Below are 24,773 nucleotides of genomic sequence, written 5' to 3' on the forward strand. Positions count from 1 at the left end.
ATAAATAGAATAATAAAAGAGATTAGTAATAAATTATCAATCAATCCTAATAATATCTTTAATAATATCTTTAGCAATATCTTTAAAAATATCTTAGGTAGTAACGGAAGGCAGAACGGAAGTGAGAACGGAAGGGAGGTTGGAAAGGGAGTGGAAAGTTTAAATAAAAAGGTAGAAGAGGTTAAGAAAGAGGAGAATAATAGTGAGAATACCCAAAAGATACCTGATAAATGTGAAAATAGATTCCCAAATTCGGGTCTTTGTAGGATAGGAGATAGCAAAGAGTTCAAAGAGATTTGTAAAAATTTTGGTGAGGCTTCAGATAGCAATAAGAGTTCAGATATCAATAAGAGCTCTCATTGTAAAAAGAGAGGTTTAACTTTTGATGAGTATCAAGATGAGAAGTGGTGGCGTATAAGGAAGCATTTAAAGGCGATGAGGGATGCCGGCATTCCGATACCGCAAGACCTTGTTGATAAATATCGTCTTAATGAGATTTTAGAAGGTGATGAGAATTGACATAATATATAAAATAGTTAAAATTAAAGTGGAGTTACGGCAAATGATTTAAAAAGGAGGTTAAAAATGAAAGTAAATAACTTAAAATTTTTTCTTTTAACTTTTCTTTCTCTTATTCCTACTCTTTTATTCTCCCAGGTTGATACTGCTTGGGTAAGAAGGTATAATGGTCCAACAAATGGTAATGATTCTGCTACCGCTCTTTTTGTTGATAACAATGGCAATGTCTATGTTACTGGTTATAGTCAGGGCTCTGGCACTTATTATGACTATGCGACCTTGAAGTATGATGCAAATGGCAACTTATTATGGATAAGAAGGTATAATGGTCCAGGAAATGGTTATGATTATGCGACTGCTCTTTTTGTTGATAACAATGGTAATGTGTATGTTACTGGTTATAGTCAGGGCTCTGGCACTTATTATGACTATGCGACAATTAAGTATATTCAAGAACAACCGGGTATGAGTGAAGGGAAGATAAAAAGAGAAGAGAAATCAGGTTTTTATGAAGCCAAGAAAACCTACGATGTTTCTGGCAAACTTGTAAAAGAAAACAAACTAAAAAAGGTATCTATTTTGTAAAAACCGAAAAGGGTAAAGAGAAAATATTAATTCTGAAGTAGTGAAAAATTTCCGATTTATAAAAATGGAAAAGTAGTGAATTTAATTTATTTTCCAAATCGCTTGACGAATAAAAAAATTTTGTTAAAATTTTACATAAATGAAGGCCGGGGCAGTAGTTCAGTGGGAGAACGCCTCGTTCGCAACGAGGAGGTCGGCGGTTCAAATCCGCTCTGCTCCAAAAATTTTCTTAAATAAGGTAGATGGTTCCCAAAAGAGTCTTTTTTACTAAAGGGGTTGGCAAACACCGGGATCGACTTTCTTCTTTTGAAGCGGCTTTGCGGGATGCCGGTATTGCCCAGTTTAATATTGTTCAGGTGTCAAGTATTTTACCACCTGGTTGTAAGATTATCTCCAAGCAGCAGGGTTTGAGATATATTATGCCAGGAGAAATTATTTTCTGTGTAATGAGTACTAATGCCACTAATGAGCCCCATCGGTTGATTGCTGCTTCGGTTGGTGTGGCGATTCCACGGGATAAAAATCAGTATGGTTATCTTTCAGAATACCATTCCTTTGGTGAATCAGAGGTGAAGGCCGGAGAGTATGCTGAAGACTTGGCAGCCCAAATGTTGGCCACCACCTTAGGAGTAGAGTTTGATCCAAATACCAGTTATGATGAGCGAAAAGAGATTTGGAAGATTTCGGGCAAAATCTATCGGACAATGAATATTACCCAAACAGCGATTGGTGATAAAAATGGTCTTTGGACAACCGTAATTGCCTGTGCGGTTTTGATACCATGAAAAAGGAATTTTTAAAAGAACCGACAAAACCTTTTGAGGTAAATTCTGATGATTCGATATACGATATCTTAAAGAAGATGGAAAAGATTTCTTTTCAGGGAAGGACATTGGCATTAGCGTTAAACATTTGGGAAAAGATGCTTTTGGATGATGTGATAATCTTTTTTGGCTTAGCGGGCGCAATGATTCCGGCAGGAATGAGAAAGATAATTGTCTATCTAATAAAAGAGCGGCTAATTGATTGTCTTGTTTCTACGGGTGCCAATCTTTTTCACGATATTCACGAAATAAGGGGAAAGTATCATTATCTTGGAAATCCTTGTGTGGATGATACTTTATTAAGAAAATGTAAGATTGATAGAATTTATGATACCTTTGCTAGTGAAGATGAGTTTATTGAGACCGATAATTTTATTATTTCTCTTTGTGAAAAGTTTGATCAAAAGAGATTATATACAACAAGAGAATTCCTTTATCTTTTGGGTAAAGAACTATCCCAATTTAAAGAAGAAGGAATTTTAAATACGGCTTATAAATATAATCTTCCAATTTATTGTCCGGCGATTGGTGATTCTTCAATTGGTATTGCCTTAACCGAAGGAAAAAGAAAAGGAAAATTGGATATTAAATTTGATATAATAAAAGATGTTTATGAGACCGCTTATCTCACTTCTTTAAAAAAATCTGGAGTTATCTATATTGGTGGTGGTGTGCCCAAGAATTTTATCCAGCAGACCGAAGTGACCGCACCTTATATTGGATTTAAAACTTATGGCCATTCTTATGCGATTCAATTTACAATGGATTCACCCCAGTGGGGAGGTCTTTCTGGTTGTACTTTTTCAGAAGCCCAATCTTGGGGAAAGATTGCCTTAGATGCGAAGATGATTACCTGTTATTGTGATGCTACAATTGCTTTACCAATTATTGTTTCTGCTTTGGCACAGAAAAAGATAAAGAGAGAGAAAGTTATTCAATTTAAAGATTTAGATAAAGAGAATTTTAAAGTAATTTAAAAAGGAGGAGGTTATGGCAATTGTTGATATTAGTGTTGTGCCGGTAGGCACTAACACACCAAGTGTGAGTAATTTTGTAAAAGAGGCTGTCGAGATTATCAAAAAATCGGGTTTAAAATATCAGGTAAATCCGATGGGCACAACGATTGAAGGTGATTTGGTAAAAATCTTTGATTTAATAAAGGTAATTCATCAACACCTTTTTGTTCTTGGTTGCCAAAGGGTATTAACGACTATTAAGATTGATGAGCGGATTGATAAATATCAGACAATGGAGGATAAAGTAAAAAAAGTAATTAGTGAATAGGAGGTTTTAATGTCTTCTTTATGGGAAAAGGTGAAAAATTGGTTAGAGGATACAACAAAGCAAGTATTAAAAGAGACTGAAGATTTATCAAAAAAGGGAAGGCTAAAGATGCAAATCAGTTCTTTAAATCGGGAGATTGATAAAAAATTCTCTTATTTGGGTGGTTTGGTTTATCAATTGATTAATGAAGGTAAAACTGACATTGCCGAAGATGAAAAAGTAAAAGAAGTAATTTTGGAGATTAAGAAATTAGAGGAGGAGTTAAAATTAAAAGAGGAGGAATATAAAAAAGTTTAATTAATGGATGAAAGGGAAAGGATATTAAGGTTATTAGAAGAAGGGAAGATAACTGCTGAGGAGGCGATAAGATTATTAGAACTTTTAAGTAAGAAAGAGAAACGTACCTCTTTTTTTGAAATCTTTGAAGAGATTCCGGAAGTGATAAGTGAGATTTTTATAAAGATTGGTGATTCTTTAAAAACCCATTATGAGACCCTTTTTCTTTCTCCGCGCGAGAAGATAATTATTGAAAGTGTTAGTGGTGATATTGAAATTTTTGGCAAAGAGATTTCCGAGATAAGAATTGAAAAAACTGGTTTTAGTAAAGTAAATAGTGAAAAGGAATTTTTAAAAATTTCCTCTTTAAAAGGTAACTTAAAGATTGAAACTAATTGCCAAACAGAAATAAAATTTTCAACGATTAGTGGTCGATTAGCGATTTTTTCCATTAAGAAAGGAATAGATTTCCAAACATTTTCTGGAAAGGTTTTTGGAAAAAATCTTTCGGGTAAGATTAAAGGTGAAACGATTTCGGGCGATATTGAGTTAATTGTTGATGACTTTTCTCAAATAGAATTGGCGACGAAGAGTGGTGAAATATTATTAGAATTGAAAGAAAATATCGAAGCCAATTTAGAATTTTTTGGTAAAAGAGAAAAATTGGATTGTGAATTTTCCATAGAGATTATTGAAGAGAAAGAAAACTATTTAAAAGGAGTGATTAACAAACAAGGAAACTTGATAAAAATAAGAAATGAATTTGGCAAAACAAAAATAAGAAAAAGCAACTTATGAAAAAGATCCTTTTGACTAATGACGACGGAATTCATTCTCCTTCTTTGGAGTATCTTTATGAGAAGTTAAAAGATTTGGGCGAGGTTTATGTTTGTGCTTCGGAAGAGAATCGTTCAGCAGCCAGCCATTCTTTTACTTTAAGAAAGCCGATAAAGATTTGTGAGATAAAAAAGAACTGGTATAGTGTCTTTGGCACACCTACTGATGCGGTTTTACTTTTTTATCATGCTATTTCCAATAAGAAGGTTGACCTTTTAATTGCCGGAATAAATGATAGTCCCAATTTGGGAGAAGATATTTTATATTCGGGAACAGTTGCCTGTGCCTTAGAAGGAACAATTTTGGGAATTAATTCCTTTGCGGTCTCCTTTGTGGAGAATAATAAAAACTTGGATATTGCCTTAGATTTAATATATAACTTAGCAAAAAATATCTTAAAATATGGCTTACCCAAGATGACCTTTTTAAATATCAATATTCCTAATAAAGAGATAAAAGGAATAAAGATAACAAAATTGGGCAAAAGGATATATAAAGATATGGCAATTCCAGTAAAGAATGGCAATGATTTGTGCTATATAATTGATGGTGAGATGGATTTTGTTAAGAAAAGAGGGACTGATTTTGATGCGATAGAAAAAGGATATATTTCAATAACTCCCCTCCATTTAGATATGACCAATTACAAAGTAATAAAAAAATTAGAGAAAAGATTTAAGAACCTTCTAAATTTTTAAATGGCAATCAAAAGGATAATTGTTGCGATATTTTTAAGTTTATTATTTATTTTTCTTTCCTTTTTTCTCAGTAAGTTAATAAACAAAACATTAAAACAAAAGAATATAGAAAAACGGATAGTGAGATTAATAGACCGGGTTATATTTTATGCTATCCTTTTTATTGGTTTATTAATAGTTTTAGGATACTTAAAAATAAACATTACCGGTTTAATTGCTGGTGCTGGAATTATTGGTTTAACTATCAGTTGGGCATTAAGCGATATTATGAGAAACATTATTGCTGGTTTACTTTTATTAATTATGCGACCTTTTAAAATTGGTGATAAAATAGAAATTCAGGGTTTAGCGGGAATTGTTAGGAGTATTAATTTGCGATATACTTTGATTGAAAAAGATAACGGCGAAAAGATTTTAATTCCCAATGTAAACACCTTAACCAATCCGGTAATTATAAAAGAAACCAAAGAGTAATTAATTGACTTTAAAAAATAATTTAAATATAATAATTAAATAAGCGGGTATAGTGTAATGGTAGCACGAAGCCTTCCCAAGGCTTTAGTGGGGGTTCGAATCCCCTTACCCGCTGGTAAAAATTATGAGAAAGATATCCTTAATACTCTTTTTCTTTTCTTTACCGGTTTTGGCATTTAAAATTTATTTTGATTATGATAATTGGGAAGCAAGGTTTATAAAAGAACCTTTAGACACTTTTTCTATTCCAGATTTAAATTATCGGATTAAAAATTATCTTCGCGGACTTACCTACGATAGTGATAAGACTTTAGAAGAGTATCTTTTGTTAAATCCCCGGGTGGAAAGGAGGTTTAACCATTTATTTTTAAATTACCAAGAAGAGAAAAAGAATTTTCTTTCGGACGGTAGTCAGATAATTGAATATTCCTTATCTTTAAAGCCCGATCTTTTTGGTTTGATTGCTAAGAAAACGGGTGAAAGGTTTTTAATTGGAGAACTTGCTTGTCCATTGTGTAAGAGACCTTGGCCAAAAGATATGCCCATTCCTGAAGGGGTAAAACTCATTCCTTACGAAGAGATTGGTATCGTTAAAGAAAAATATACTGGTATAATTATTGACTGTCGCCATCTTTCATTAAAACCAGCGATTTTCCCAAAAATTTATAATGAAGATTTGAAAGAGATTTATTCCTTAAACTTTTGCGATTCTTTAAGTTTAATAGAAAATGGTGTCGTTTCTTATGTAAAAAGTTTGGATTCTGCTTATCGTCATAAAAAAGCCGGAAATTTTCCTCTTTATCTTTCAGGATTAAAGGCTGTTGGAAAAAATAAATGTGATATCGTTATTTCTAACAAGGATGCTTTAATTTTACACGGTTCTTTAAATAATCTTAAATTATTAGAAAAAGCAAGGGTAATAATTGTTTACAAAGATGCCGCTACCTCTGAAAAATGAAATTATTTATGGTCCAGTAAATAGTAAAAGATTAGGCCGGTCTTTAGGAATTAATATTATCTCAGCAAAAGAAAAAATTTGTAGTTTTAATTGTATTTATTGCCAATACGGCATAACAAAAAAAACTTCGGGTACTTTTTTTTCAACCGAAGAGATCGAGAAAGCATTAGTTGATTTTTTTAATAATCCGCGATCGATCGATTACCTAACTTTCTCCGGAAATGGTGAACCTACTTTACATCCCGAGTTTGCTAGAATAGTGAAAAAGGTAAAGGAATTGAGGGATAAATATGCTCCTTCGGTGCCGATCGCTTTGCTTTCCAATTCTTCTAATATTATTAATTTATCTTATGAAACCTTAGAGATGATTGATGTGAAAATCTTTAAATTAGATGCTGGTAATGAAGAACTTTTCTTAAAGATTAATCGGCCATTAATAAAAATTACCCTTGAAGAGATTGTTAAAGGTTTAAAAAAGGTTGCTCGGAAATTTCCTATAACTATTCAAACAATGTTTATTATTTTTAACAATGAGAATAATTACGAGAAAAAGGCATTAAAGGATTATCTTTTTAGAATAAAAGAGATCAATCCGGCATTTATTCAAATCTATTCTTCTGACCGACCGGTTGCTGAGACAAATGTTTCTCCGATTACTAATGAAAAACTAAAAAAGTTAGAAGAGATAATTCATAAAAAGACAAAAGTTTTAACAAGGGCTTATTTAAATGTTCCTTTAGCAGTCAGATTAGGACTGGAAAGATGATAGTTTTTCATATTCTTTTGGAAATTGCTGTTTTAATTTTGGGTATTTTTGTTCTTAAATTAGCAATCCAAAGAGCCGGAATTTGGACCTATCCTTTTAAAAAGTATCGCCAATTCTCTTATATCTTATTTTTCCTGGCCTTCCTTGGTTTTATTTTTGGTGAATTGATAAGAAAAGGGAAGAGAATACCTGGACATAAATTTTTAGGAATTACCATTTTAATTATTCTCCTGCTAAGTTTGATTTGGGAAGAGAGGAACTACCAGAGAAGGCTACCACCGAGCCAAACCCTTCAACCTTATTTAACTTTACTCGGTCTTTCCTTAATTATTGCTCAAATTTTCTTAGCAATATTTTCTTAATGAAGTTATTTCTTTATCAAGATGAAAAAATAAAAAATTTCCTACCTTTAACTTATTTGAGAAGCTTTTCTTCTTTGAGGCTGGGTTTTTTTAAAATCATTGATTACTTTAAAAACCTTTTTCCGAAAACCGCTATCTGGGAGATTGATAAATTACCGATCAATTTAGAAAGAGGGTATTATCTACTTATTAGGTTTTTACCAAGAGAGAGGTTAGAAGATTGGCAGGAAAATATTACTTTTAAATATCAAGGTCAAGTTGTGGGTTATTATCAATATAATGATAAAAAAGAGAGAAGAGAGATAAATCTTGATGGTTTTTTGTTGGAAAATTTGTGGGATTTAATAAAATGCCAAACAGAATTTTCACCTATCTGGCAGAAATCATTCAGAAAAGAGAAATTGGCAAGAAACTTTTCTTTTCGGATTTATGGCAGAAAGGATTTAGTTTTTATAAATAAAAACACCAAGATATTAGGAGAGTTGATTTTAAATTTAGAGAAAGGTCCAATAATAATTGAAGAGGCAACATTAAAAGGATTTAATTATTTAGAGGGTCCCTGTTATATTGGGAAAAATACTGTTATTGATAACGCAAAGATTCGTAGTTTTACCACCATTGGTGAAAACTGTCGGATTTCGGGAGAGATTGAGGCAAGCGTTTTTTTAGATTTTGTAAATAAACATCACGAAGGTTTTATTGGTCATTCCTATATTGGTAGTTGGGTAAATTTGGGTGCTTACACAACAAATTCCGATTTAAAAAACAACTATTCTTCGGTGAAAATAAAGATAAAAAATAAAATTTATGACACTAAAATGTTAAAATTTGGTTGTGTCATCGGCGACCATACAAAAACAGCAATTGGTACCTTAATTCCTACTGGTGCCATTTTGGGAATCTGTGTGAATATTAAAAAAGGTGGTCCTTGTGAAAAATTTTATCCTTCTTTCTATTGGGACAAAAATAAAAAATGGGATTTTAAAAGATTGATAAAAACGATGGAAATAGTTATGGCAAGAAGAGGTGAAAAATTAAAAAAGGAAGATAGGGAATTATTAAAAAAGATTTATGAAAAGAAAGATAGACCTATTTAATTTTTCTTTAGGAATAGATATTGGCGGTACTAACATCAAAATTGGTTTGGTAAAAAATAACAATAAGATTATTAAAAAAAGAATTTTTAAAAATCAGAGAGATTTTGATAATAAAGAGTTTATTAACTATTTGATAAATATTATTGAACAATTTATAAAAGGTTATAAGATAAATAAAATTGGAATTGGTATTGCCGGTTATCTTCTTTACGAAAAGGGGATATTAAAATTTTCTCCTAACCTACCAAGGTTAAAAAATCTTCCTTTAAAAGAAATTATCGAAAAATATTTTCAGATAGAAACTTTTGTTTTAAACGATGCTGATGCGATGGCGATTGGCGAATATTTCTATCACGCTAAAAGATATAAAAACTTAATAACAATAACCTTAGGGACTGGCGTTGGCAGCGGGATTATTATCGATCGCCGTCTCCTTTATAACAGCGAATTTGGTCACACCATATTAATTCCTAATGGTTATTTATGTTCTTGTGGTAAAAAGGGGTGTGTTGAAAGTTATTTAGGAAGTTACGGAATGTTAAAAATAGCAGAAGATTTTTATAAAGAAAAAGTTAAAGAATTAACACCAAAAAAGATTTATGAAAGAGCGAAAAAAGGAGATAAAAAAGCGATAAAAACAATTGAGAGGTATTCTTATTATTTGGCAATTGCTTTAAGTAATTTGGCAAACTTATTTAATCCGGAGATAATTATTCTAAATGGCGGAATAAGTAATATGGGTAATCTATTATTAAAATCTATTAAACCAATATTAAAAGAAAATATTTTCTCTTTACCGAAAATAAAAATCTCTAATTTAAAAACTCTTGCCGGAATTGTTGGTGCTGTTAACTTTTCTAAATTTTAAAATAATTTTATTTTATTTTCGATAATTGTTTGTTGAAGTATCTCCTTTAAAGAGAAGGGTTTTTTTATTCGGTAAATCAAAGCTCCGTTATTATATATCCTTTCAAACAATTCAGGTTTAGAATCACAATATTCCTTAGTGAAAAAAATAGATTGGGGATAACTTTGTTTTTCACCAATATAAATATAGTGAAATAGAGAATTTTGAAAGGAATTTTCGTATTCATCAAAAAGGGTGAAGAGAATATGGGCGGGATAAGTGGGTCGATAAAGAATTCCCGGTAGCCAGATGCCAGCGTCGCCATAGTTTACCAGTATTGGTTCTTTAGCCGGCAGATTTCTTTTTATCCATTGAAAAGCCTTTAAATCATTCTTAGTTACCGCATAAGATTGGTTATTAAAGAGATAATGATAAAAATTTCTTCCTAAAAACTCTTCAATCACTAATTTGATAGGCGACCGGCGGGCAATCTCTTCTTTAGAAAACTCTTTATTATTAACTTTCCATATTATTAAGGTGCAACAAAATAGAATCCCATAAATTGAAATTAGAATCGACAATTTTTTTATCGGCTTTAATAATTTAAAAAGCGCAGCAATAAGAAGGGCAGCCGGTAAAAAAATAAAAAGAGATGTACGGTCTGGGTAAAATAACAGACTAAAATAAGAAGGTTTAAAAAGATTTAAATAGAGAAGAAATAAAGGAATGATTAAAAGTTTAATAACTTCAATTAGGAATTCTCTTTTTTTAATATTTGTAAAAAATCCAATAAGCGTTAAAAGAAATATCGGAGTTCCTATTCGGATACTCATTGCCAAGGGTAATAGATAATTTGGATTTATTTTTTGAAGAATAGCAAGACGGCTTGTTATTGGTTGTAAAATTAACTCTTTTGCGTAATTCCAAAGATAGAGATTCCAATCAAAAATTGTGTGCCATTCCCTCGAAGAAATTTCAACTTTTTTAAAAATTATTCCGTAAGGAAGGACTAAGGGAAGGGAAATTGTTAATGTTAATAGAATTTTAATAAAATATTTTTTCGCAAAAGTGATCTGTTTGATAATTTGCCAACCGGTTAAGAAAAGCAAGATAAAAATAAAAGCAAGAAAGGGCATAAAATGGGTTAAAAAGGCTGCAGAAAGAAGAAGGGATAATAGAAAAATATTTACCAAAGAAATTTCATTTTTATTAATCTCTTGATAAAAGAAATAGTAAGCACAAAGAAGAAAGAAAAATGATAATACTGAGGGGTTGCCGCCCCAGTGAAGATACTGTTGGGGGTCGCGGGATAATATTGTTAAGGCAACAGCAGTGATAAAGGAGATATTGGGATTAAAATAACAACGTAAAAAAGCATAAAAGCCCAGGAGAATTAAGAAGTGAGAAAAAAGAGCAAGAAAAAAAGAACTCCGATAAGGGGGGATTTTTCCTAAGGTTGACCAGATGGCTGCTAAAACCGGAAATCCCACACCATGGGCACCAAATCCTGGCATATTAAAAATTGGTTGATAATTCTTAGGAATCCCTTTCCATAAAAGTACCAGTGCGCTATTATAAGTGTGCATACTCATATCGCCACCAGCAGGTGCTTCGTTAATAAGACTTGGTAAAAATCTTAAAAATCCCAGAGCGGCTAAAATAACTAAATATTTTATTGGTAAAGAGATTTTAAATTTTTTTTCTTTTTTTAGAAAGATAAGAATTAAAAATAAAACTACACAAAAAATAATTGTTCCCCAAAGCCAAAAATCCCACGATAAGAAATAAAGAGAAAAAAAGGAAATTATCCAGTAAGTGAGAGAGAGCGCGATAATAAAACATAATTGAAGCAAAAAATCTTCTTTAAAAAACTTGGTAAAAATTAAAAAAATACCAGGGAAAAGAATGGTAACAAGAATAAGCATAAATTATTGTATAATTAAAAAAAGAAAAATCAATTTTAAGATTGGCGGAGGTGGGTAGGAATCGAACCTACCACAAGCCTTTTGGGCTTGCGAGCGGGTTTGAAGCCCGTCAGGCACACCAGCACCCAGCCACCTCCGATAAAAAAGTATATTAAAATTCGAATAAAAATCAATTATCTTCAAACTTGACAATCTTTAAAAAATTGTTATAATTATTTATGTCGAAAACTTTAATTATTTTTCCTACCTATAATGAAGCCGAAAATATCCGTGATATTATTAATGCGGTATTAAATATTTCACCGGATATTGATGTTTTGGTAATCGATGATAATTCACCGGATAAAACTTATGAAATAGTAGAAGAAATGGCAAAGGAGAATAAAAGAATAAATTTGATAAAAAGAGAAAAAAAATTAGGATTGGGTACGGCTTACATTTTAGGCTTTAAATATGCTATTGAGAAAAATTATGATTACTGTTTTGAAATGGATGCCGATTTTTCTCATAACCCTAATGATATCCCACGGTTTTTAGCATTGATGAATGAATACGATTTGGTTATTGGTTCCCGATATATTTCCGGAATCTCGGTAGTTAATTGGCCATTAAAGAGATTATTATTAAGTTATTTCGCCAATATTTATGCCCGAGTTTTAACTGGTTGTCCGATAAAGGACTTAACAAGTGGTTTTAAATGTTATAAGGTTTCGGCATTAAAGAAGATTGATTTAAATAAGTTAAAAATGGATGGTTATGCCTTTCAGATCGAAATCCATTGGCACTTCTGGCGAAATAATTTTAAGATAAAGGAAATCCCAATTATCTTTGTTGAAAGACGTTCTGGTGAGAGCAAAATGTCAAAAAGAATTATCGGGCAAGCCTTTATCTTTGTTTTGAAACTCTTCTTCCGTCGCCTTTTCAATCTTTAAAATCTCGTATTGTTCGTTATTAAATTCAACAATCTCACCAACTTTTCTATTAAGAAATTTCGCACCAAAAGGTGAGCAGTAAGAGATAATATTTTTTTCTTTTGGATAATTAAGAAAACGGACATCAAAGGGACCAAGAAAAAAATACTCAAATTCTTTGTGGCTTTTTAATTCTCTTAGTGTCACCTTAGTTCCTGGTTCAACAAATTGAGCAGTTATTTTAGTGAAATCAATCGGTTGGGAGATTTTTAATTCCTCCGTTAATTGTTTTATCCAATTTAAAAGTCGGTGTCTTTCTTCTTTGGCAATTTTGTATTCATAATTTTCACTCAAATCGCCGTGACTTCTTGCCCTTTGTAAATCTTCAGCGTTCTTTTTTAATTTTTCGTTGAGAATTTTTAATTCGATTTTTGCCCTTTCAATTCCTTCTTTAGTATGATAGATTACTTTCTTTTCCTTTTTTTCAAAGAAAATTCTTAGAGCCTCTTTTTCATTCTGTTTAAAAATTGGTAAAGAAAGGATTCGTTCTTTGATATTTTCTAATTCTTTTTCACCAATTTCCTCTTCTTCCAAAATTCTGAAGACCATTTTTTTAAGAAAAGCGGTGTGTCCTTTTCTATCCTTTAGTGAAAGGAGATCGGCAATTCTTAATAAAATCTGATAAACCTTAAATTTCTCTTTTAAAAGATTTAATCGGTTTTTTAGCAGATAGACAAACTCATCAATCTTTTCTAAATAGGAATAAAAAATTTCTTCAACCTCCTCTTCCTTAATTTCAATTTTGTTTTTAACCTTTTTCGCTGTTGGTTTATTGGGTGTTTTCTCCTTTTCTTTAATTTCCCTGGTTAAAGAAAAATTATTAAAAACAAAATCAATGGGATATTTTATAATTTTTTCTTCGTCAATCTTTTTTAAAACCATTTGGTCAAAAAGAAAATCGTAAGAGATTATTTGGTAGGGTACGTTTTGATAATAAATTATTTTATCAGGGGTAAAGCGGTATAAGAAATTTTCTAAGCGGATGAGGGCTTTTAAAAAGTTGTTTAAATCGGTATAAAAAATTTCGGATTTTTCTAAGAACTTTCTTTCTTCTTCTCCTTGGTAGATCGATTTTAAGACTTCACTAATTTCCCTTTTTAATTCTTCTTCTGGCTGTAATTCAAATATTTTTTTTAGAACTTTTAATAAATCCTCTTTTCTATTCAAAGAAAAAAAATGGTCTTTGGCTAATTTTAAAAAAGTTAATTTTAAATCAATTTTTGATTTGGGCAAAAGATCGATTATTGTTAAAATAATTTCGCCAGAAACATCATTATTTTCGCTAAAAAGGTTTAGCAAAAAATTTTCCAGTTCAGGAAAATTCTTCTGTTTTATTAAATTTTTAATTTCTTCAATAATTTTCATTTTAAAATTATATAAAGAATTTTGGGCTTCGTCAAGAAGGTAAAAAGGCGTTTCTGGGCCTTTATCCTATTTGAAGGGATGCCAGGCGAAAGGAGGAAGGAGTTTAGGAAGGGAGGCCCAGAAACGCCATCCTTGTTAGTAGAGGATTACCTTTTTTATTTTTTTACCCTCTTGGATAAGGAAATAGACTCCCCTTTTAATTCTCTTTTCTACTTTGCTACCAGTGGTATTATAGATAGAGATATTCTTTTGTTTTAGGCTCTCTAAAGAAATTGTCTTCCAAGAGGTAATACCTTTTTTCTCTTCGCTTTTCTTTATAGAATAAAGTTCTTGAGGTGGAATATAAAGCCAGAGTTCTAATGTCTTATTTCCTTTTAAGGCATAAATCCAGCCATTAACATAAGATAAAGCACCGCCATCCTTTACTTTCTTATTGAAAGGTTCGGTTGGAATCGGTTCTAAAGGTAGCCATTCATTATTTTCAATATTATAAAGATAGAACTCAGTAGTATTATTTCCTTTTAAGGCATAAATATATTTTTCGTTATCGGTTGTTAAAGAAGCACCGGGTCCGGCTGTTTTTTTCTTCATAGCGCTTGGTGTAAAGAAGAGAGGCATCGGTTCTCTTGTTTCCCAAGAATCAAGGGCAACATTATAGACATAAAATTCGTTACTCTTTCCTTTTAAGAAATAGAGGTATTGGTTTTGGAAATTAACTAAGGCACTTCCTTTTACTGCTCCTTTATTAAGAGTTCCTTTAGGAATATCCTTTAAGAAAATAAAAGTATCTTTTTCAATATCATAGCAAAGGAATTTATCAGAGCCACCACCGAGAGTTAAATAGAGGAATTTACCGTTTTCGTTCTCTAAATATACAATTGAAGCGCCATCTTTTATTTTGCCAGGGATGTCTTTTAGTTTTTCCCAGTTTTTGGTTTCTAAATCATAAGCATAAAATTCGTTTGTTTTATTTCCTTTCACAAGATAGATTTTATTATTACCACTTGTTAAGGCACCACCTTTCATGCCTTTGTTTTTCTCTCCCTTTGGAATATCAGGTTCTTGGTACCACTTATCCAAGCGAGGGTTATATTTATAAAATTCAAAAGTATTATTTCCTTTGGTCGCATAGAGATAGTCATTGATAAATGTTAAAGCACCGCCGGAACCAATTCGATATGGACTGTATTCTAAAATAGGCATATCTCTTCTTAATACCCAGCCAGAAAATCCAGGTGGTGGGATATAAGGTTTTTTACCGCTAAAGGTGCCAACTAAAGTATCATTTGCGGGATTCTGGTCATAAATATTATTAAGATAGGCTAAGACACTAAAATCACCTTCTTCAACTCTAAACATTGGGAAATAGATAATCCTTTCTTCATTTTCACCTAAGGCATAAACCATTTTATCTTGAGAATAGATTAATTCATCTTTGCTATTCTTAATAAGGAAAGTAATTTTGAATGTTTCGGTATGATAACTATAATTCTTTACTTTTACTTCAGGTGAAATGAGGATATCGGTCTCATATTCGCCAATTGGTTGTAAAATTTCAATTAAACCAACATCACGGGAACTTAATGAGAAATCGTTATCAGAATAGAAATAATCAAACTTTTCATTATTACTTAAATCCATATCATTTGCTAATATTACCTTCATCACAATCTTATATTCATTTTCGCCTACATTAAAAGGAGTAAAAGAAATTTCTCTTTCACTAAATCTTTCCATTGTTGTTGATATTGTATCACCGTAAATAATCTGGTCATCTAAATAGATTTCGCAAATTGCAAGAAATTCTTCATCACAATTGCCACAGTTTTCAAAAAGTCCTACTGGAATAACTTCTCCTTGTGGTACATAACCAACCGGATAGATAATTTCTTTTATTCCAACATCATGATATTCGCCTTCATATACTAAAACATTTTTCGTTAATTCATCATTATAGGGATTTTTATCTAAGGAAAATTGGGTTTTCGCAATAGCAACATATTCACCAGTCGAAGCATTCCAAGGAGTAGATGCTTGAATAGTTAAAGTTTCTTCTGGTGCTAAATAGAGATTATCAATTATGGTATAATAAACTAATTGATTATTATTATTTTTGATACTAATTTCTAAACTAAAATTGTTAGCCGCTTCTGTGCCAAAATTCTTAATGGTTACTTTTGGATAAATTAAAGAAGGAACTTCTATCTTTCTTGGTCTAATAATATTGATTACACCAACATCATAAGGAGTTAATCGGACACCGGAGACGTCATCAATATAACAGGAGTTAACACCAAAGAGTCCGACATTCCTAAAAGCAATAAAGATAGGAATTGAGTCAAATTGGTTTAAAGGAATTACTCTTAAAGAATATTCTTTGCCCTTAAAACCAAAGGCATCGACTCGGGCATAGAAATTTTCCGGTTTATTACCCGTAATTGATACCCAGACTTCTAAAGATTCTCGGAAATTTTTATTATGTGCCCGATAATAGAATTTTAATGTATCTTTACCTGGAACAGGGAAAAGTTGTTTGGTTACAAGCCAGTCATCATTTCTTATATTCTTTCTTTCAAATCTACTGCGGGCGCAAGCCGGTGGTGAATAGTTTTTTGCTGGTGAGCGTCGCCAACAGACAATACCATTATCCATATTATATATCTGCCACCCCTCCGGCGGAAATTTTCTGTCAGAAAAACTCTCATTAAGAATATTAGAAAAGACGAAAGAGAATATAATAATACTTAAAACTAATACATTTTTATTTTTAAGATAAAACATACACACCTCCTGCTAAATTTATTTCAATTATAAAAATACATTTTTAATGCCATAATTTAGAAAAATATTTTTAATAAGTTTATAGTTTTTAAGGGCTTAAAAATATTACAAAATTAAAATTTAATTATGATGCGACATATATTTAATTAAATTGTAACTTTTTAAAATTGAAGGACTTTTTATATGCGACTATGGTCCGACACTTACTTTAACCATATTTTCTTTTGTTAATAATTCTTTTGTTAAATTTAAAGCCTCTTCTTTCTCTATTTTCTTTACTTCTTCTATCATTTCTTTAAAATCTTTATATTTTAAAAAGGGGTTGAAAGAGATAAATTTTAAAAGCCCCTTTTCGCCTTCTTCTTTCATTTTAATTATTTCAATATTTATTATCTTTTTTACTAAATCTAACTTTTTCTTATCTATTTCTAAATTTCTTAAAGTTATCCACAGATTTTTATCAACTTCTTTAATATATTTTGGAGATGAGATACCAAGATAGATAAAAAGTCCGCCATTAGTATTTGTCCATTTCAATTTTAAATCTATCATATAAGTATATTTTTCTAATTTATCTTCTAAATAATCGTGAAGGATAGTTTTTAAAACTTCCCAGGAGATATCATACCTTTTAATTTCAAATCCGTAAACAGTCTCAACATTCTTCATACCTACTTTTTTAATATAAATCTCTTTTTTATTATGATTTACATAATAGGGCAAAGGCATTTCACCCCTTTTTGGAATATGAGCATTTTCAATCAATTTTTCTATTTCTTTTTCTTTTATATCTCCATAAATTAAGATAAAACTATTCCCTTCCCAGTAATATTTTTTATGCCATAAAATTAAATCTTTTCTATTGATAGATTCTATATCTTTTTTAGTTCCCAAACTGGTTTTAAATTGCCAATTGAATATCAAATTTTCTGCCCATTCTTCTGCTAAATCCCAAGGTGGATAATCGGCTTCATTTATTATTGCTGTAATTATCTTCTCTTTTTTCTCCTTTTCTAATTTTACTTCATCAAATTCCGGATGGAAAATTATTGATAGGAACATATTTAATATCTTAGAAAAATCTTTTTTAAGAGAGGTGAAATAAAACAAAGTCTTTTCTTCAAGGGTCATTCCTTCTAATTCTACACCGTATCTTGCTGCTTCTTCATCGGGATTAGGATAAGATTTATTGCCAAAAAATATTACGTGTTCTAATAGATGGGTAATTCCTCTTTTACCAGGTTTTTCATGTCGCCAGCCCTGATTGATGCCAATAATGCAATGAATTAATTCTTTAGAAGGTTCTCTAATAACTAAGCATTTCATATGCTTATAATAAATTTAAAAAATAAAAAATCAATAATAAAATTTCTGGTAACCTTTTGGGGTTCTTTTTCGTTATATATATAGAGGAGAAAGATAAATAAAAAGGAGGAGAGTATGAGAAACTATGAAGAAAGGATTAAAAGGTATAAAAAGAAACTGGATATTTATTTTCCTAACTCTCTAATAGAAAAGATGGCAGAGAATTATAAAAGAGAGGCAAAAATATTGGCTGAGATTGATGGTCTCGTTAGTAAGATCCTTAATGATTACCAAATTCCTACCGAATATATCTCTTACTATTCTTTTGCCCGGGAATTATATGGGTTAAAAAGGAGATACATAAGTAAGCGGTTAGAAAAAGAAACGGGGGTATGTTTTCATAAGTGGTTAATGCGCGGATTAGAGAAGAAGATAATGTTAAAGATAAAGAAAGAGATGGACAGGTTGCCGTTGGGGGAATAGTATAGGAGATAGTACAAGGTTAGGATTTAGATAAATAATCTTTAATTTCCTTAACTTTTGATTATTTCTATTAAAAGCCCTTTTAAATACCTTAATTCTTTATTTTTCTTATTCAGTAAATTATGGATTAATTGTTGAAATTTAGAAGGAGATACTTTTGCTTCATCTGGAAAACTTTCCGGATTATCTGAAAAGCCAAAATCTGATAGTTTAATCCCTTCTTTCTTTGCTACATTATATATCCATTCTTCTAAATCTGGCGAGAGGGTAATAACTAAATTCTTATCTTTATCTTTGAACAATTTAATTCCTTCCTTTTCTTCAACCAATTCAAAACCTACTTTTAATAGCAATTTTTGTGTAGGTGAATCGGTTTGAGGGTCTTCATCTAATAATGCTAAATATTTCTTCTTTTCTTTTCCTTCTTTTATTTGGGAAAAGAATTTACCCCTTCCTGATAAGTGTCTTATATTAATTTTTCCCCATAAAATATTAATAACCCTTCTTTGGTTATAACATTCAGCATAAAAAATCATTAATCTTCGCTAAATTGGAAAAATGGGTCTATTTTACCTGTCGAAATATCTTCTTTTTCTTTATCACTTAATTCCTTTAACATCGTTTGGTGTTCTTTTATATACACATAAAAGATTGTCAATTCTTCCTTAGGAGTTTTTTCTATAAGGGAAGATAAGAAATAGGGGTTATGTGTTGAGATGAAATACTGATTATTTTTTTTATCAAAGGCGATTGTTTCTGCCAGGATTTTTGTATAGTAAGGAAAGGAATGGGCTTCAGGTTCTTCAAATAGGATAATTGAATCCCTATTACTTTTTATCGCCACAAAATGAAAGATTATCCGTTGAAGGGTATCGGAAAGTAATAAATAAGGAAAAAGAATTGTTTTTGGCTCCAATTTCAAAATTTTAATTTTTGCCTCTCCCTCTTCTAATACTAATTGTAATTTAAATTCATCCAAAATTAATTTTACAAAATTATAAATTTCTTGGTTAGTATTTAGTATGGCTAATAAATTTTCACCGTTTGGTGGCAAAAGAAAAGAATGCTCTTGATAGGGAAAATAAGGCAGAGTTTTAAAGCGATAAAATTTAAAAGGATTGTCTTTTGTAAAAAAAATGTGTGACACAGAACCCGCAAAATTCGCATTATTATCAAATCTATAATCAAAAAGATTAGCACTTCCTTTTTCTATGAAATCAGCTTTAATATATATATCCCCACCTTGTTGATAAGTTTCCCATTTAAAATTACTAGCATAAACTTCAATTTTTAAAGAGGTCTCTTTATTCCAAAATAAATCAGCAATTTTTTCTAATCTTATTAACTCCTTAATATTGGCTCTATAAGAAAGCGAAAAAACTCCTAAGGCTTCTAAAATATTTGACTTTCCCGTATTTGGCTTTCCAATAAATAAATTTATTCTTTTAGCATTAAAAGATAATTCTTTAATTGATTTGAAATTCTTAATAGTAATCTTAGAAACCATTTTTAAATTATATTAATTCAAAAAAATAAAGTCAATATTTAACGGTTTAAATTGTTTTTATAAATCTCTTTCCTGGCAGTTCTTTAACAACCCCCTTCATTTCTAACATTAATAAGATTTCTGATATCTCGTTAATTGGTCTATTCAGCCTTTCAGCAATTTCATCAATATGTATTGGATTTTCATTTAAGATTGCTGTTATCTCTTTTTCTTTTTCATTTAATTCTATATCAATTCCCATCTTTTTTAGTTCTTTTTTTAAGGGCAAAGAAAGTTCTTCTAAGATATCTTCTGTTTTTGTTACTATTTTTGCTCCATCTTTTATTAATTTATTTGTTCCTTCATATTCTTTTTTAAATAATGGACCAGGACAGGCAAAGACTTCTATTCCATAATTGATTGCCCATTCACAGGTATTTAAAACTCCAGAGGCAATTGGACAAGCAACCGCAATAACTCCCAAAGAAAGACCAGCAATTATTCTATTCCTTTGGGGAAAATTATAACTTTCCGGTGGAGTTGAGATGTTAAATTCGGAAATTACTGCTCCCTTTGTAGCAATCTCTTCCATTAATCTTTTATTTTCTGGTGGATAACAGATATCAATACCGCAGCCCAAAACAGCAATTGTTCTGCCATCATTTTCAATCGCTCCTTTGTGGGCAGAAGAATCTATCCCTCTTGCTAAACCGCTAATAATTGTTATTCCGTAACTACTTAACTCCTTTGCTAACCGATAGGCAACCATTTGGGAGTATTCGCTTGCTTTTCTTGTGCCAATTATTGCTAAGGCTAAATTGTCTTCTTCTTTTATTTCACCACGAATAAATAAGAGCGGCGGAAAATCAGAAAATCTTAAAAGATTTTTTGGATACTCTTTATCTAAAAAAGAAACTATCTTAACCTTTAACTTTTCAGCAATTTTAATCTTTTCTTCTATCTTTTTATCAATTCCTTCTTTTAAAAAGTCATATATCTCTTCATCAATCCCATTAACCTTTAATATCTCTTCTTTATCAGCCTGAAAGATTTTATCAATATCTTTAAAATAGTTTAGAAGATTTCTTATTTTTCTTTCGGTCATCTTCGGAAGGGAATAGAGCAAAAGATATTTTATTTCTTTTTCTTCCATTTATTTCAGATTTTCCTTGATGAATTCTATTAGTTTATCAATATTAATCCCCTTTAATGCGGAAATATAGATAGTAGGTAGAGAAAAAGAGAAATTGGGAATTTCAGAGACCAAATCAATTTTATTAATTATAATTCCTAAACTTTTTTCTAAAATCTCTTTATTATATTTTTCAATTTCGGAGTAAAGGGTTTGAAAATCTTCTATCGGATTACTGGTAATATCTAAGATAAAGAGAATCATTTTACATCTTTCAATATGTCTTAAAAATCTTAGCCCTAACCCTTTTCCTTCACTGGCGCCTTTAATTATTCCGGGCATATCACAGGCAGTTATTTTTAGATGGTCAATTTCTAAAACTCCTAAATTTGGTGTGAGAGTGGTAAAAGGATAGGGAGCAATCTTTGGTCGGGCATTAGAAATTGCCCTTAACAATGTTGATTTGCCAGCATTAGGCAAACCGACAAAGCCAATATCAGCAAGAAGCCTTAATACCAATTTTAATTTTACCTTTTCGCCCAATTCTCCTTTCTCAGCATATCTTGGTCTTTGATTAGTAGGTGATTTGAAATGGGTATTTCCTCTACCACCTTTGCCACCTTTAGCAACCAAAAGAACTTCTTTATTTTTCAAGATTGAGCCCAAATAGATATATTCCTTTTTTTCTTCATCAAATTTATAAATATCGGTTCCCAAAGGAACTTCTAAAAAAATATCTTTTCCCTTTTTCCCGTGTTGATTTTTCCCTTTGCCATTTTCACCATTCTTTGCTTTGTAATGGTATTGATATTGAAAATCTGCTAAAGTGATTAATCTTTCATTGCCGATAAGATAAACCGAACCGCCATCGCCACCATCACCACCAGCTGGTCCACCTTTGGGTAAAAACTTCTCCCTTAAAAAAGCCACACAGCCATCGCCACCTTTACCACCTTCACACAAGATTTCAACTTCGTCAACAAATTTTACCCTTTTCATTTAGCAAATTTCTCTCTTAACGCTTTTTCCACACAATTAGGGACAAACTTTTTAAGGCAACCACCATATTTAGCAATCTCTTTTACCAAAGAAGCCGAAAGAAAGATATACTCCGGTGAAGGGACAAAAAAGATGGTTTCAATCTCTGGTGATAATTTTCTATTGGTTAAAGCCATTTGGAATTCATAATCAAAATCCGCTACCGCCCTTAATCCCCGCAAAATGGCAAAAATATTTTTCTTTTTACAGAAATCAATTAATAAGGAATCATATCCTTCAATAATAACATTCTTTAACTCCAATTCTTTAATCGCCTTTTTTGCCAAATCAATTCTTTCTTCCCAAGAAAAAAGTGGTTTTTTCTCTTCTCTTTTGGCAACCGCCACAATTACTTCATCAAAGATGGCTAATGCCCTTTTTATTAAATCCAAATGACCATTAGTAATTGGATCAAAACTTCCCGGATAGATTATTTTTCTTATCTCTTTCATTTTCACCTCCTAAAATAGTAATTTTGGTGTCTCCATAAATTTTCTCTTTCAAAACATTAAACTCCAAATTTGAAAAACTAAAATTTTTATGGCTTTCCACAATGATTATTCCATTCTTTGCAAGTAAATTATTTTCCTTTATCAATTGCAAAGTTCTTTCATAATAATTTTTAAAATAGGGAGGATCAAGAAAGATGATATCAAATTTTTTCTTTATTTTCTTTAAGAAAATAAAAACATCCATTAAATAGGAATAACAATTTTCTAATTGATTAATGTTTCTCTTTAAATATTTAAAAACTACTTTATTCTTCTCCACAAAATGGACTTCTTTCGCACCAAGAGAAAGGGCAGTGATACCGAAACTGCCGCTACCGGCAAACAGATCTAAAACAGTTTTATCCTTTATCTCTTCGCCGACCATATCAAAAACTGCCTTTCTCACCTTATCTTGACTAACCCTTAATTTTCCTTTGGGGAAAAATATCTTTTTGCCTTTTAATATTCCTGCGTGAATTTTTACCATTTTAAAAATTATAAAAAACAATAAAGTAATTGCAATTAATTATTGAATTTGACTTTTAAATCCTTTTTCATTATTCTATCTAAAAGATGGCAAAGTATGTGGTGATTACTGGTGGTGTAGTCAGTTCTCTTGGAAAAGGGATTGCCACCGCTTCCATTGGACTTTTGTTAAAAATCCAAGGACTTTCGGTAAATCCCTTAAAATTTGACCCTTATATTAATGTTGATCCAGGAACAATGAACCCTTATCAACACGGTGAAGTTTTTGTCACCGAAGATGGTGCCGAAACCGATTTAGATTTAGGACATTACGAAAGATTTTTAGATGTAAATCTTTCCAAAGAAAATAATGTAACGGCTGGTCAGGTGTATCTTTCAGTAATTGAAAAAGAAAGGGAAGGGATTTTTCTTGGTGGAACTATTCAGGTAGTCCCTCATATAACTAATGAAATTAAAGAAAGGGTTAGAAAAATAGCCAATGAACATGATGTGGTATTAGTGGAGATTGGTGGTACTGTTGGCGATATTGAGAGTTTGCCCTTTTTAGAAGCGATGAGACAATTAAGATTAGAAGAGGGAAAAGATAATGTTTTATACATTCATTTAACTTTAGTTCCTTTTATCAAAAGTGCTAATGAGTTTAAAACTAAACCAACCCAACATTCAGTAAATGAACTAAGAAGGATTGGTATTCAACCGGATATAATTTTGTGTCGTACCGAAAGACCGCTACCAAAAGAAGCCAAAGATAAGATTGCCCTTTTCTGTAATGTTTCTAAGGAAGCGGTAATTGAAGGGATTGATACCGATAATATCTATAAAATTCCCCTTATTTTTAAGGAACAGAAACTGGATTGGCTTATCTGTCAATTTCTTTCTTTGAAAACAAAAGAAACAGGTTTAAAAACCTGGCAAGATTGGTTAGATTTTATAAATAAAATAGAAAATCCTAAAAAAGAAATAAAGATTGCCATTGTTGGAAAATATACCTCTTTAAGAGATGCTTACAAAAGTGTAATTGAGGCGGTTAATCATGCTTGTGGCCATTTATCTTTAAAACCAAATATTAAATGGATTGAAGCCACCGATTTAGAAGAAGAAGTAAAAAGAAAAGGGAAAGATATTTTAAAAGATTATTTTGCTGATGTTTGTGGAATAATTGTACCCGGTGGTTTTGGTGCGAGAGGAATTGAGGGTAAGATTTTGGCAATTGAGTATGCGCGAGAAAATAATCTGCCTTTTTTAGGACTCTGTGTGGGTTTACAATGTGCGGTAATTGAATTTAGCCGTAATGTAGTTGGATTGAAAGAAGCCCATTCTCAGGAATTTGTTCCTAATACTAAATATCCGGTTATTCATCTTTTAGAAAGCCAAAAGGGAATAAAGAAAAAAGGCGGAACAATGCGGTTGGGTGCCTATCCCTGCCTTTTGAAAGAAAACACCATTGCCTTTAATGCTTACCAAGTTCGAAAAATCTATGAACGCCATCGTCACCGTTACGAAGTAAACAATCAATATTTAGAAATCTTGGAAAAAAATGGTTTGGTTGTTAGTGGTTTTTATGAGAAAGAAGATTTGGTAGAGATTATTGAATTAAAGAATCATCCTTTCTTTGTGGCTACCCAATTCCATCCCGAATTCAAATCCCGACCGTTAAGACCCCATCCTTTATTTTTTGCCTTTGTCAAAGCGTGTCTTGCCCAATCTGGCAACTAAGATTTTTTTTCTGGAGATTATTCTTTTTCCTTTTACTCTTTTTTTATTTTTCTTTCAAAAAGAAATA

The 24,773-nt window shown here is 31.2% G+C and carries 27 protein-coding genes and 3 tRNA genes; 19 read left to right on the top strand and 11 right to left on the bottom strand.

From position 1 onward, the window contains the following. The 16 genes from ABIK75_03490 to ABIK75_03565 all read left to right on the top strand — a co-directional run. On the top strand, positions 1-519 hold a 519-nt coding region (locus ABIK75_03490), incomplete at its 5' end, for a hypothetical protein (protein MEO0090151.1). A 66-nt stretch (positions 520-585) separates the two neighbouring features. Next, the gene (locus tag ABIK75_03495; GenBank protein ID MEO0090152.1) at positions 586-1,104 is read left to right on the top strand and encodes an SBBP repeat-containing protein; all 519 of its coding nucleotides are present in this window, start codon (positions 586-588) and stop codon (positions 1,102-1,104) included. 148 nt (positions 1,105-1,252) lie between these two features. Further along, positions 1,253-1,324 (top strand) — tRNA-Ala (locus tag ABIK75_03500). A 22-nt stretch (positions 1,325-1,346) separates the two neighbouring features. Then, complete coding sequence (locus ABIK75_03505; GenBank protein MEO0090153.1) at positions 1,347-1,889, top strand: arginine decarboxylase, pyruvoyl-dependent; 543 nt, start codon at positions 1,347-1,349, stop codon at positions 1,887-1,889. Then, positions 1,886-2,905: a deoxyhypusine synthase gene (locus tag ABIK75_03510; GenBank protein ID MEO0090154.1), complete on the top strand. Its 1,020-nt coding sequence runs from the start codon at positions 1,886-1,888 to the stop codon at positions 2,903-2,905. The genes ABIK75_03505 and ABIK75_03510 overlap by 4 nt, the downstream gene beginning before the upstream one ends. A 13-nt stretch (positions 2,906-2,918) precedes the next feature. After that, entirely contained in the window at positions 2,919-3,212 is a 294-nt protein-coding gene (locus tag ABIK75_03515) for an MTH1187 family thiamine-binding protein (GenBank protein ID MEO0090155.1), read from the top strand. Positions 3,213-3,221: 9 nt separating this feature from the next. Then, complete coding sequence (locus ABIK75_03520; protein ID MEO0090156.1) at positions 3,222-3,509, top strand: hypothetical protein; 288 nt, start codon at positions 3,222-3,224, stop codon at positions 3,507-3,509. Between the two features lie 3 nt (positions 3,510-3,512). Beyond that, positions 3,513-4,286: a DUF4097 family beta strand repeat-containing protein gene (locus tag ABIK75_03525; protein ID MEO0090157.1), complete on the top strand. Its 774-nt coding sequence runs from the start codon at positions 3,513-3,515 to the stop codon at positions 4,284-4,286. Continuing rightward, the gene (gene surE / locus ABIK75_03530; GenBank protein MEO0090158.1) at positions 4,283-5,023 is read left to right on the top strand and encodes a 5'/3'-nucleotidase SurE; all 741 of its coding nucleotides are present in this window, start codon (positions 4,283-4,285) and stop codon (positions 5,021-5,023) included. Before ABIK75_03525 ends, surE begins: the two co-directional genes overlap by 4 nt. Then, the gene (locus ABIK75_03535) at positions 5,024-5,497 is read left to right on the top strand and encodes a mechanosensitive ion channel domain-containing protein (GenBank protein MEO0090159.1); all 474 of its coding nucleotides are present in this window, start codon (positions 5,024-5,026) and stop codon (positions 5,495-5,497) included. It abuts the gene before it with no gap. Between the two features lie 43 nt (positions 5,498-5,540). After that, positions 5,541-5,611, top strand: a tRNA-Gly gene (locus ABIK75_03540). A 10-nt stretch (positions 5,612-5,621) separates the two neighbouring features. Further along, a complete protein-coding gene (locus tag ABIK75_03545) occupies positions 5,622-6,455 on the top strand; it encodes a hypothetical protein (GenBank protein MEO0090160.1) in 834 nt (277 codons plus the stop codon). Beyond that, complete coding sequence (locus tag ABIK75_03550) at positions 6,433-7,221, top strand: radical SAM protein (protein ID MEO0090161.1); 789 nt, start codon at positions 6,433-6,435, stop codon at positions 7,219-7,221. The genes ABIK75_03545 and ABIK75_03550 overlap by 23 nt, the downstream gene beginning before the upstream one ends. After that, positions 7,218-7,583, top strand: a complete 366-nt coding sequence (locus ABIK75_03555) for a hypothetical protein (protein MEO0090162.1) — start codon at positions 7,218-7,220, stop codon at positions 7,581-7,583. The genes ABIK75_03550 and ABIK75_03555 overlap by 4 nt, the downstream gene beginning before the upstream one ends. Next, positions 7,583-8,680, top strand: coding sequence for a hypothetical protein (locus ABIK75_03560; protein MEO0090163.1), 1,098 nt, complete (start codon positions 7,583-7,585; stop codon positions 8,678-8,680). The genes ABIK75_03555 and ABIK75_03560 overlap by 1 nt, the downstream gene beginning before the upstream one ends. Further along, complete coding sequence (locus tag ABIK75_03565; GenBank protein ID MEO0090164.1) at positions 8,655-9,548, top strand: ROK family protein; 894 nt, start codon at positions 8,655-8,657, stop codon at positions 9,546-9,548. The genes ABIK75_03560 and ABIK75_03565 overlap by 26 nt, the downstream gene beginning before the upstream one ends. Here the strand turns inward: ABIK75_03565 and ABIK75_03570 are convergent. Together ABIK75_03570 and ABIK75_03575 are read right to left on the bottom strand one after the other, a co-directional pair. Continuing rightward, positions 9,545-11,452 carry a hypothetical protein gene (locus ABIK75_03570; protein MEO0090165.1) on the bottom strand — a complete coding sequence of 636 codons (1,908 nt, stop codon included), beginning with the start codon at positions 11,450-11,452 and terminating at the stop codon, positions 9,545-9,547. The genes ABIK75_03565 and ABIK75_03570 overlap by 4 nt on opposite strands. Positions 11,453-11,494: 42 nt before the next feature. Then, positions 11,495-11,589, bottom strand: a tRNA-Sec gene (locus ABIK75_03575). An 81-nt stretch (positions 11,590-11,670) separates the two neighbouring features. Between ABIK75_03575 and ABIK75_03580 the strand changes: the two genes are divergently transcribed. Then, positions 11,671-12,384 (top strand): polyprenol monophosphomannose synthase, encoded by a 714-nt coding sequence (locus ABIK75_03580; GenBank protein ID MEO0090166.1) that lies wholly within the window; start codon positions 11,671-11,673, stop codon positions 12,382-12,384. Here the strand turns inward: ABIK75_03580 and ABIK75_03585 are convergent. The 3 genes from ABIK75_03585 to ABIK75_03595 form a co-directional block, all read right to left on the bottom strand. Then, positions 12,313-13,788 (bottom strand): GreA/GreB family elongation factor, encoded by a 1,476-nt coding sequence (locus ABIK75_03585; protein ID MEO0090167.1) that lies wholly within the window; start codon positions 13,786-13,788, stop codon positions 12,313-12,315. The two genes, ABIK75_03580 and ABIK75_03585, sit on opposite strands and share 72 nt — an antisense overlap. Before the next feature lie 135 nt (positions 13,789-13,923). After that, positions 13,924-16,569, bottom strand: coding sequence for a choice-of-anchor J domain-containing protein (locus ABIK75_03590; GenBank protein MEO0090168.1), 2,646 nt, complete (start codon positions 16,567-16,569; stop codon positions 13,924-13,926). 189 nt (positions 16,570-16,758) lie between these two features. After that, a complete protein-coding gene (locus tag ABIK75_03595; protein ID MEO0090169.1) occupies positions 16,759-17,895 on the bottom strand; it encodes an insulinase family protein in 1,137 nt (378 codons plus the stop codon). A 114-nt stretch (positions 17,896-18,009) separates the two neighbouring features. On the opposite strand from ABIK75_03595, the gene ABIK75_03600 reads away from it, so the two are divergent. Then, entirely contained in the window at positions 18,010-18,357 is a 348-nt protein-coding gene (locus tag ABIK75_03600; GenBank protein ID MEO0090170.1) for a hypothetical protein, read from the top strand. Positions 18,358-18,407: 50 nt separating this feature from the next. On the opposite strand, the gene ABIK75_03605 is transcribed toward ABIK75_03600, so the two are convergent. Genes ABIK75_03605 through rsmD form a run of 6 tightly spaced genes read right to left on the bottom strand, consistent with a single transcriptional unit; the run spans position 18,408 to position 22,991 of the window. Next, the gene (locus ABIK75_03605) at positions 18,408-18,893 is read right to left on the bottom strand and encodes a hypothetical protein (GenBank protein ID MEO0090171.1); all 486 of its coding nucleotides are present in this window, start codon (positions 18,891-18,893) and stop codon (positions 18,408-18,410) included. Beyond that, positions 18,893-19,864: an AAA family ATPase gene (locus ABIK75_03610; GenBank protein MEO0090172.1), complete on the bottom strand. Its 972-nt coding sequence runs from the start codon at positions 19,862-19,864 to the stop codon at positions 18,893-18,895. Before ABIK75_03610 ends, ABIK75_03605 begins: the two co-directional genes overlap by 1 nt. A gap of 46 nt (positions 19,865-19,910) precedes the next feature. Continuing rightward, a complete protein-coding gene (gene dprA, locus ABIK75_03615; protein MEO0090173.1) occupies positions 19,911-20,996 on the bottom strand; it encodes a DNA-processing protein DprA in 1,086 nt (361 codons plus the stop codon). Continuing rightward, entirely contained in the window at positions 20,997-21,974 is a 978-nt protein-coding gene (gene obgE / locus ABIK75_03620; protein ID MEO0090174.1) for a GTPase ObgE, read from the bottom strand. Then, the gene (gene coaD, locus ABIK75_03625; GenBank protein ID MEO0090175.1) at positions 21,971-22,456 is read right to left on the bottom strand and encodes a pantetheine-phosphate adenylyltransferase; all 486 of its coding nucleotides are present in this window, start codon (positions 22,454-22,456) and stop codon (positions 21,971-21,973) included. The genes obgE and coaD overlap by 4 nt, the downstream gene beginning before the upstream one ends. Continuing rightward, positions 22,425-22,991 (bottom strand): 16S rRNA (guanine(966)-N(2))-methyltransferase RsmD, encoded by a 567-nt coding sequence (gene rsmD / locus ABIK75_03630; protein MEO0090176.1) that lies wholly within the window; start codon positions 22,989-22,991, stop codon positions 22,425-22,427. Before rsmD ends, coaD begins: the two co-directional genes overlap by 32 nt. 86 nt (positions 22,992-23,077) lie before the next feature. On the opposite strand from rsmD, the gene ABIK75_03635 reads away from it, so the two are divergent. After that, entirely contained in the window at positions 23,078-24,706 is a 1,629-nt protein-coding gene (locus tag ABIK75_03635; protein ID MEO0090177.1) for a CTP synthase, read from the top strand. Positions 24,707-24,773 lie beyond the last annotated feature (67 nt).

This window comes from candidate division WOR-3 bacterium (genome assembly GCA_039801725.1).
Lineage (GTDB): Bacteria > Hydrothermota > Tepidihabitantia > Tepidihabitantales > DTDR01 > DTDR01.

What these genes read in the sequence shown, in the direction of transcription:
- ABIK75_03610 (MEO0090172.1), bottom strand. Translation starts at nt 19,864, where the DNA reads ATGGTTTCTAAGATTACTATTAAGAATTTCAAATCAATTAAAGAATTA.
- ABIK75_03555 (MEO0090162.1), top strand. Translation starts at nt 7,218, where the DNA reads ATGATAGTTTTTCATATTCTTTTGGAAATTGCTGTTTTAATTTTGGGT.
- ABIK75_03570 (MEO0090165.1), bottom strand. Translation starts at nt 11,452, where the DNA reads ATGCTTATTCTTGTTACCATTCTTTTCCCTGGTATTTTTTTAATTTTT.
- ABIK75_03515 (MEO0090155.1), top strand. Translation starts at nt 2,919, where the DNA reads ATGGCAATTGTTGATATTAGTGTTGTGCCGGTAGGCACTAACACACCA.
- ABIK75_03520 (MEO0090156.1), top strand. Translation starts at nt 3,222, where the DNA reads ATGTCTTCTTTATGGGAAAAGGTGAAAAATTGGTTAGAGGATACAACA.
- ABIK75_03585 (MEO0090167.1), bottom strand. Translation starts at nt 13,788, where the DNA reads ATGAAAATTATTGAAGAAATTAAAAATTTAATAAAACAGAAGAATTTT.
- ABIK75_03560 (MEO0090163.1), top strand. Translation starts at nt 7,583, where the DNA reads ATGAAGTTATTTCTTTATCAAGATGAAAAAATAAAAAATTTCCTACCT.
- ABIK75_03565 (MEO0090164.1), top strand. Translation starts at nt 8,655, where the DNA reads ATGAAAAGAAAGATAGACCTATTTAATTTTTCTTTAGGAATAGATATT.
- ABIK75_03605 (MEO0090171.1), bottom strand. Translation starts at nt 18,893, where the DNA reads ATGATTTTTTATGCTGAATGTTATAACCAAAGAAGGGTTATTAATATT.
- ABIK75_03525 (MEO0090157.1), top strand. Translation starts at nt 3,513, where the DNA reads ATGGATGAAAGGGAAAGGATATTAAGGTTATTAGAAGAAGGGAAGATA.
- rsmD (MEO0090176.1), bottom strand. Translation starts at nt 22,991, where the DNA reads ATGGTAAAAATTCACGCAGGAATATTAAAAGGCAAAAAGATATTTTTC.
- ABIK75_03510 (MEO0090154.1), top strand. Translation starts at nt 1,886, where the DNA reads ATGAAAAAGGAATTTTTAAAAGAACCGACAAAACCTTTTGAGGTAAAT.
- ABIK75_03595 (MEO0090169.1), bottom strand. Translation starts at nt 17,895, where the DNA reads ATGAAATGCTTAGTTATTAGAGAACCTTCTAAAGAATTAATTCATTGC.
- ABIK75_03580 (MEO0090166.1), top strand. Translation starts at nt 11,671, where the DNA reads ATGTCGAAAACTTTAATTATTTTTCCTACCTATAATGAAGCCGAAAAT.
- ABIK75_03550 (MEO0090161.1), top strand. Translation starts at nt 6,433, where the DNA reads ATGCCGCTACCTCTGAAAAATGAAATTATTTATGGTCCAGTAAATAGT.
- surE (MEO0090158.1), top strand. Translation starts at nt 4,283, where the DNA reads ATGAAAAAGATCCTTTTGACTAATGACGACGGAATTCATTCTCCTTCT.
- ABIK75_03545 (MEO0090160.1), top strand. Translation starts at nt 5,622, where the DNA reads ATGAGAAAGATATCCTTAATACTCTTTTTCTTTTCTTTACCGGTTTTG.
- ABIK75_03590 (MEO0090168.1), bottom strand. Translation starts at nt 16,569, where the DNA reads ATGTTTTATCTTAAAAATAAAAATGTATTAGTTTTAAGTATTATTATA.
- ABIK75_03600 (MEO0090170.1), top strand. Translation starts at nt 18,010, where the DNA reads ATGAGAAACTATGAAGAAAGGATTAAAAGGTATAAAAAGAAACTGGAT.
- dprA (MEO0090173.1), bottom strand. Translation starts at nt 20,996, where the DNA reads ATGGAAGAAAAAGAAATAAAATATCTTTTGCTCTATTCCCTTCCGAAG.
- ABIK75_03495 (MEO0090152.1), top strand. Translation starts at nt 586, where the DNA reads ATGAAAGTAAATAACTTAAAATTTTTTCTTTTAACTTTTCTTTCTCTT.
- ABIK75_03505 (MEO0090153.1), top strand. Translation starts at nt 1,347, where the DNA reads ATGGTTCCCAAAAGAGTCTTTTTTACTAAAGGGGTTGGCAAACACCGG.
- ABIK75_03635 (MEO0090177.1), top strand. Translation starts at nt 23,078, where the DNA reads ATGGCAAAGTATGTGGTGATTACTGGTGGTGTAGTCAGTTCTCTTGGA.
- ABIK75_03535 (MEO0090159.1), top strand. Translation starts at nt 5,024, where the DNA reads ATGGCAATCAAAAGGATAATTGTTGCGATATTTTTAAGTTTATTATTT.
- obgE (MEO0090174.1), bottom strand. Translation starts at nt 21,974, where the DNA reads ATGAAAAGGGTAAAATTTGTTGACGAAGTTGAAATCTTGTGTGAAGGT.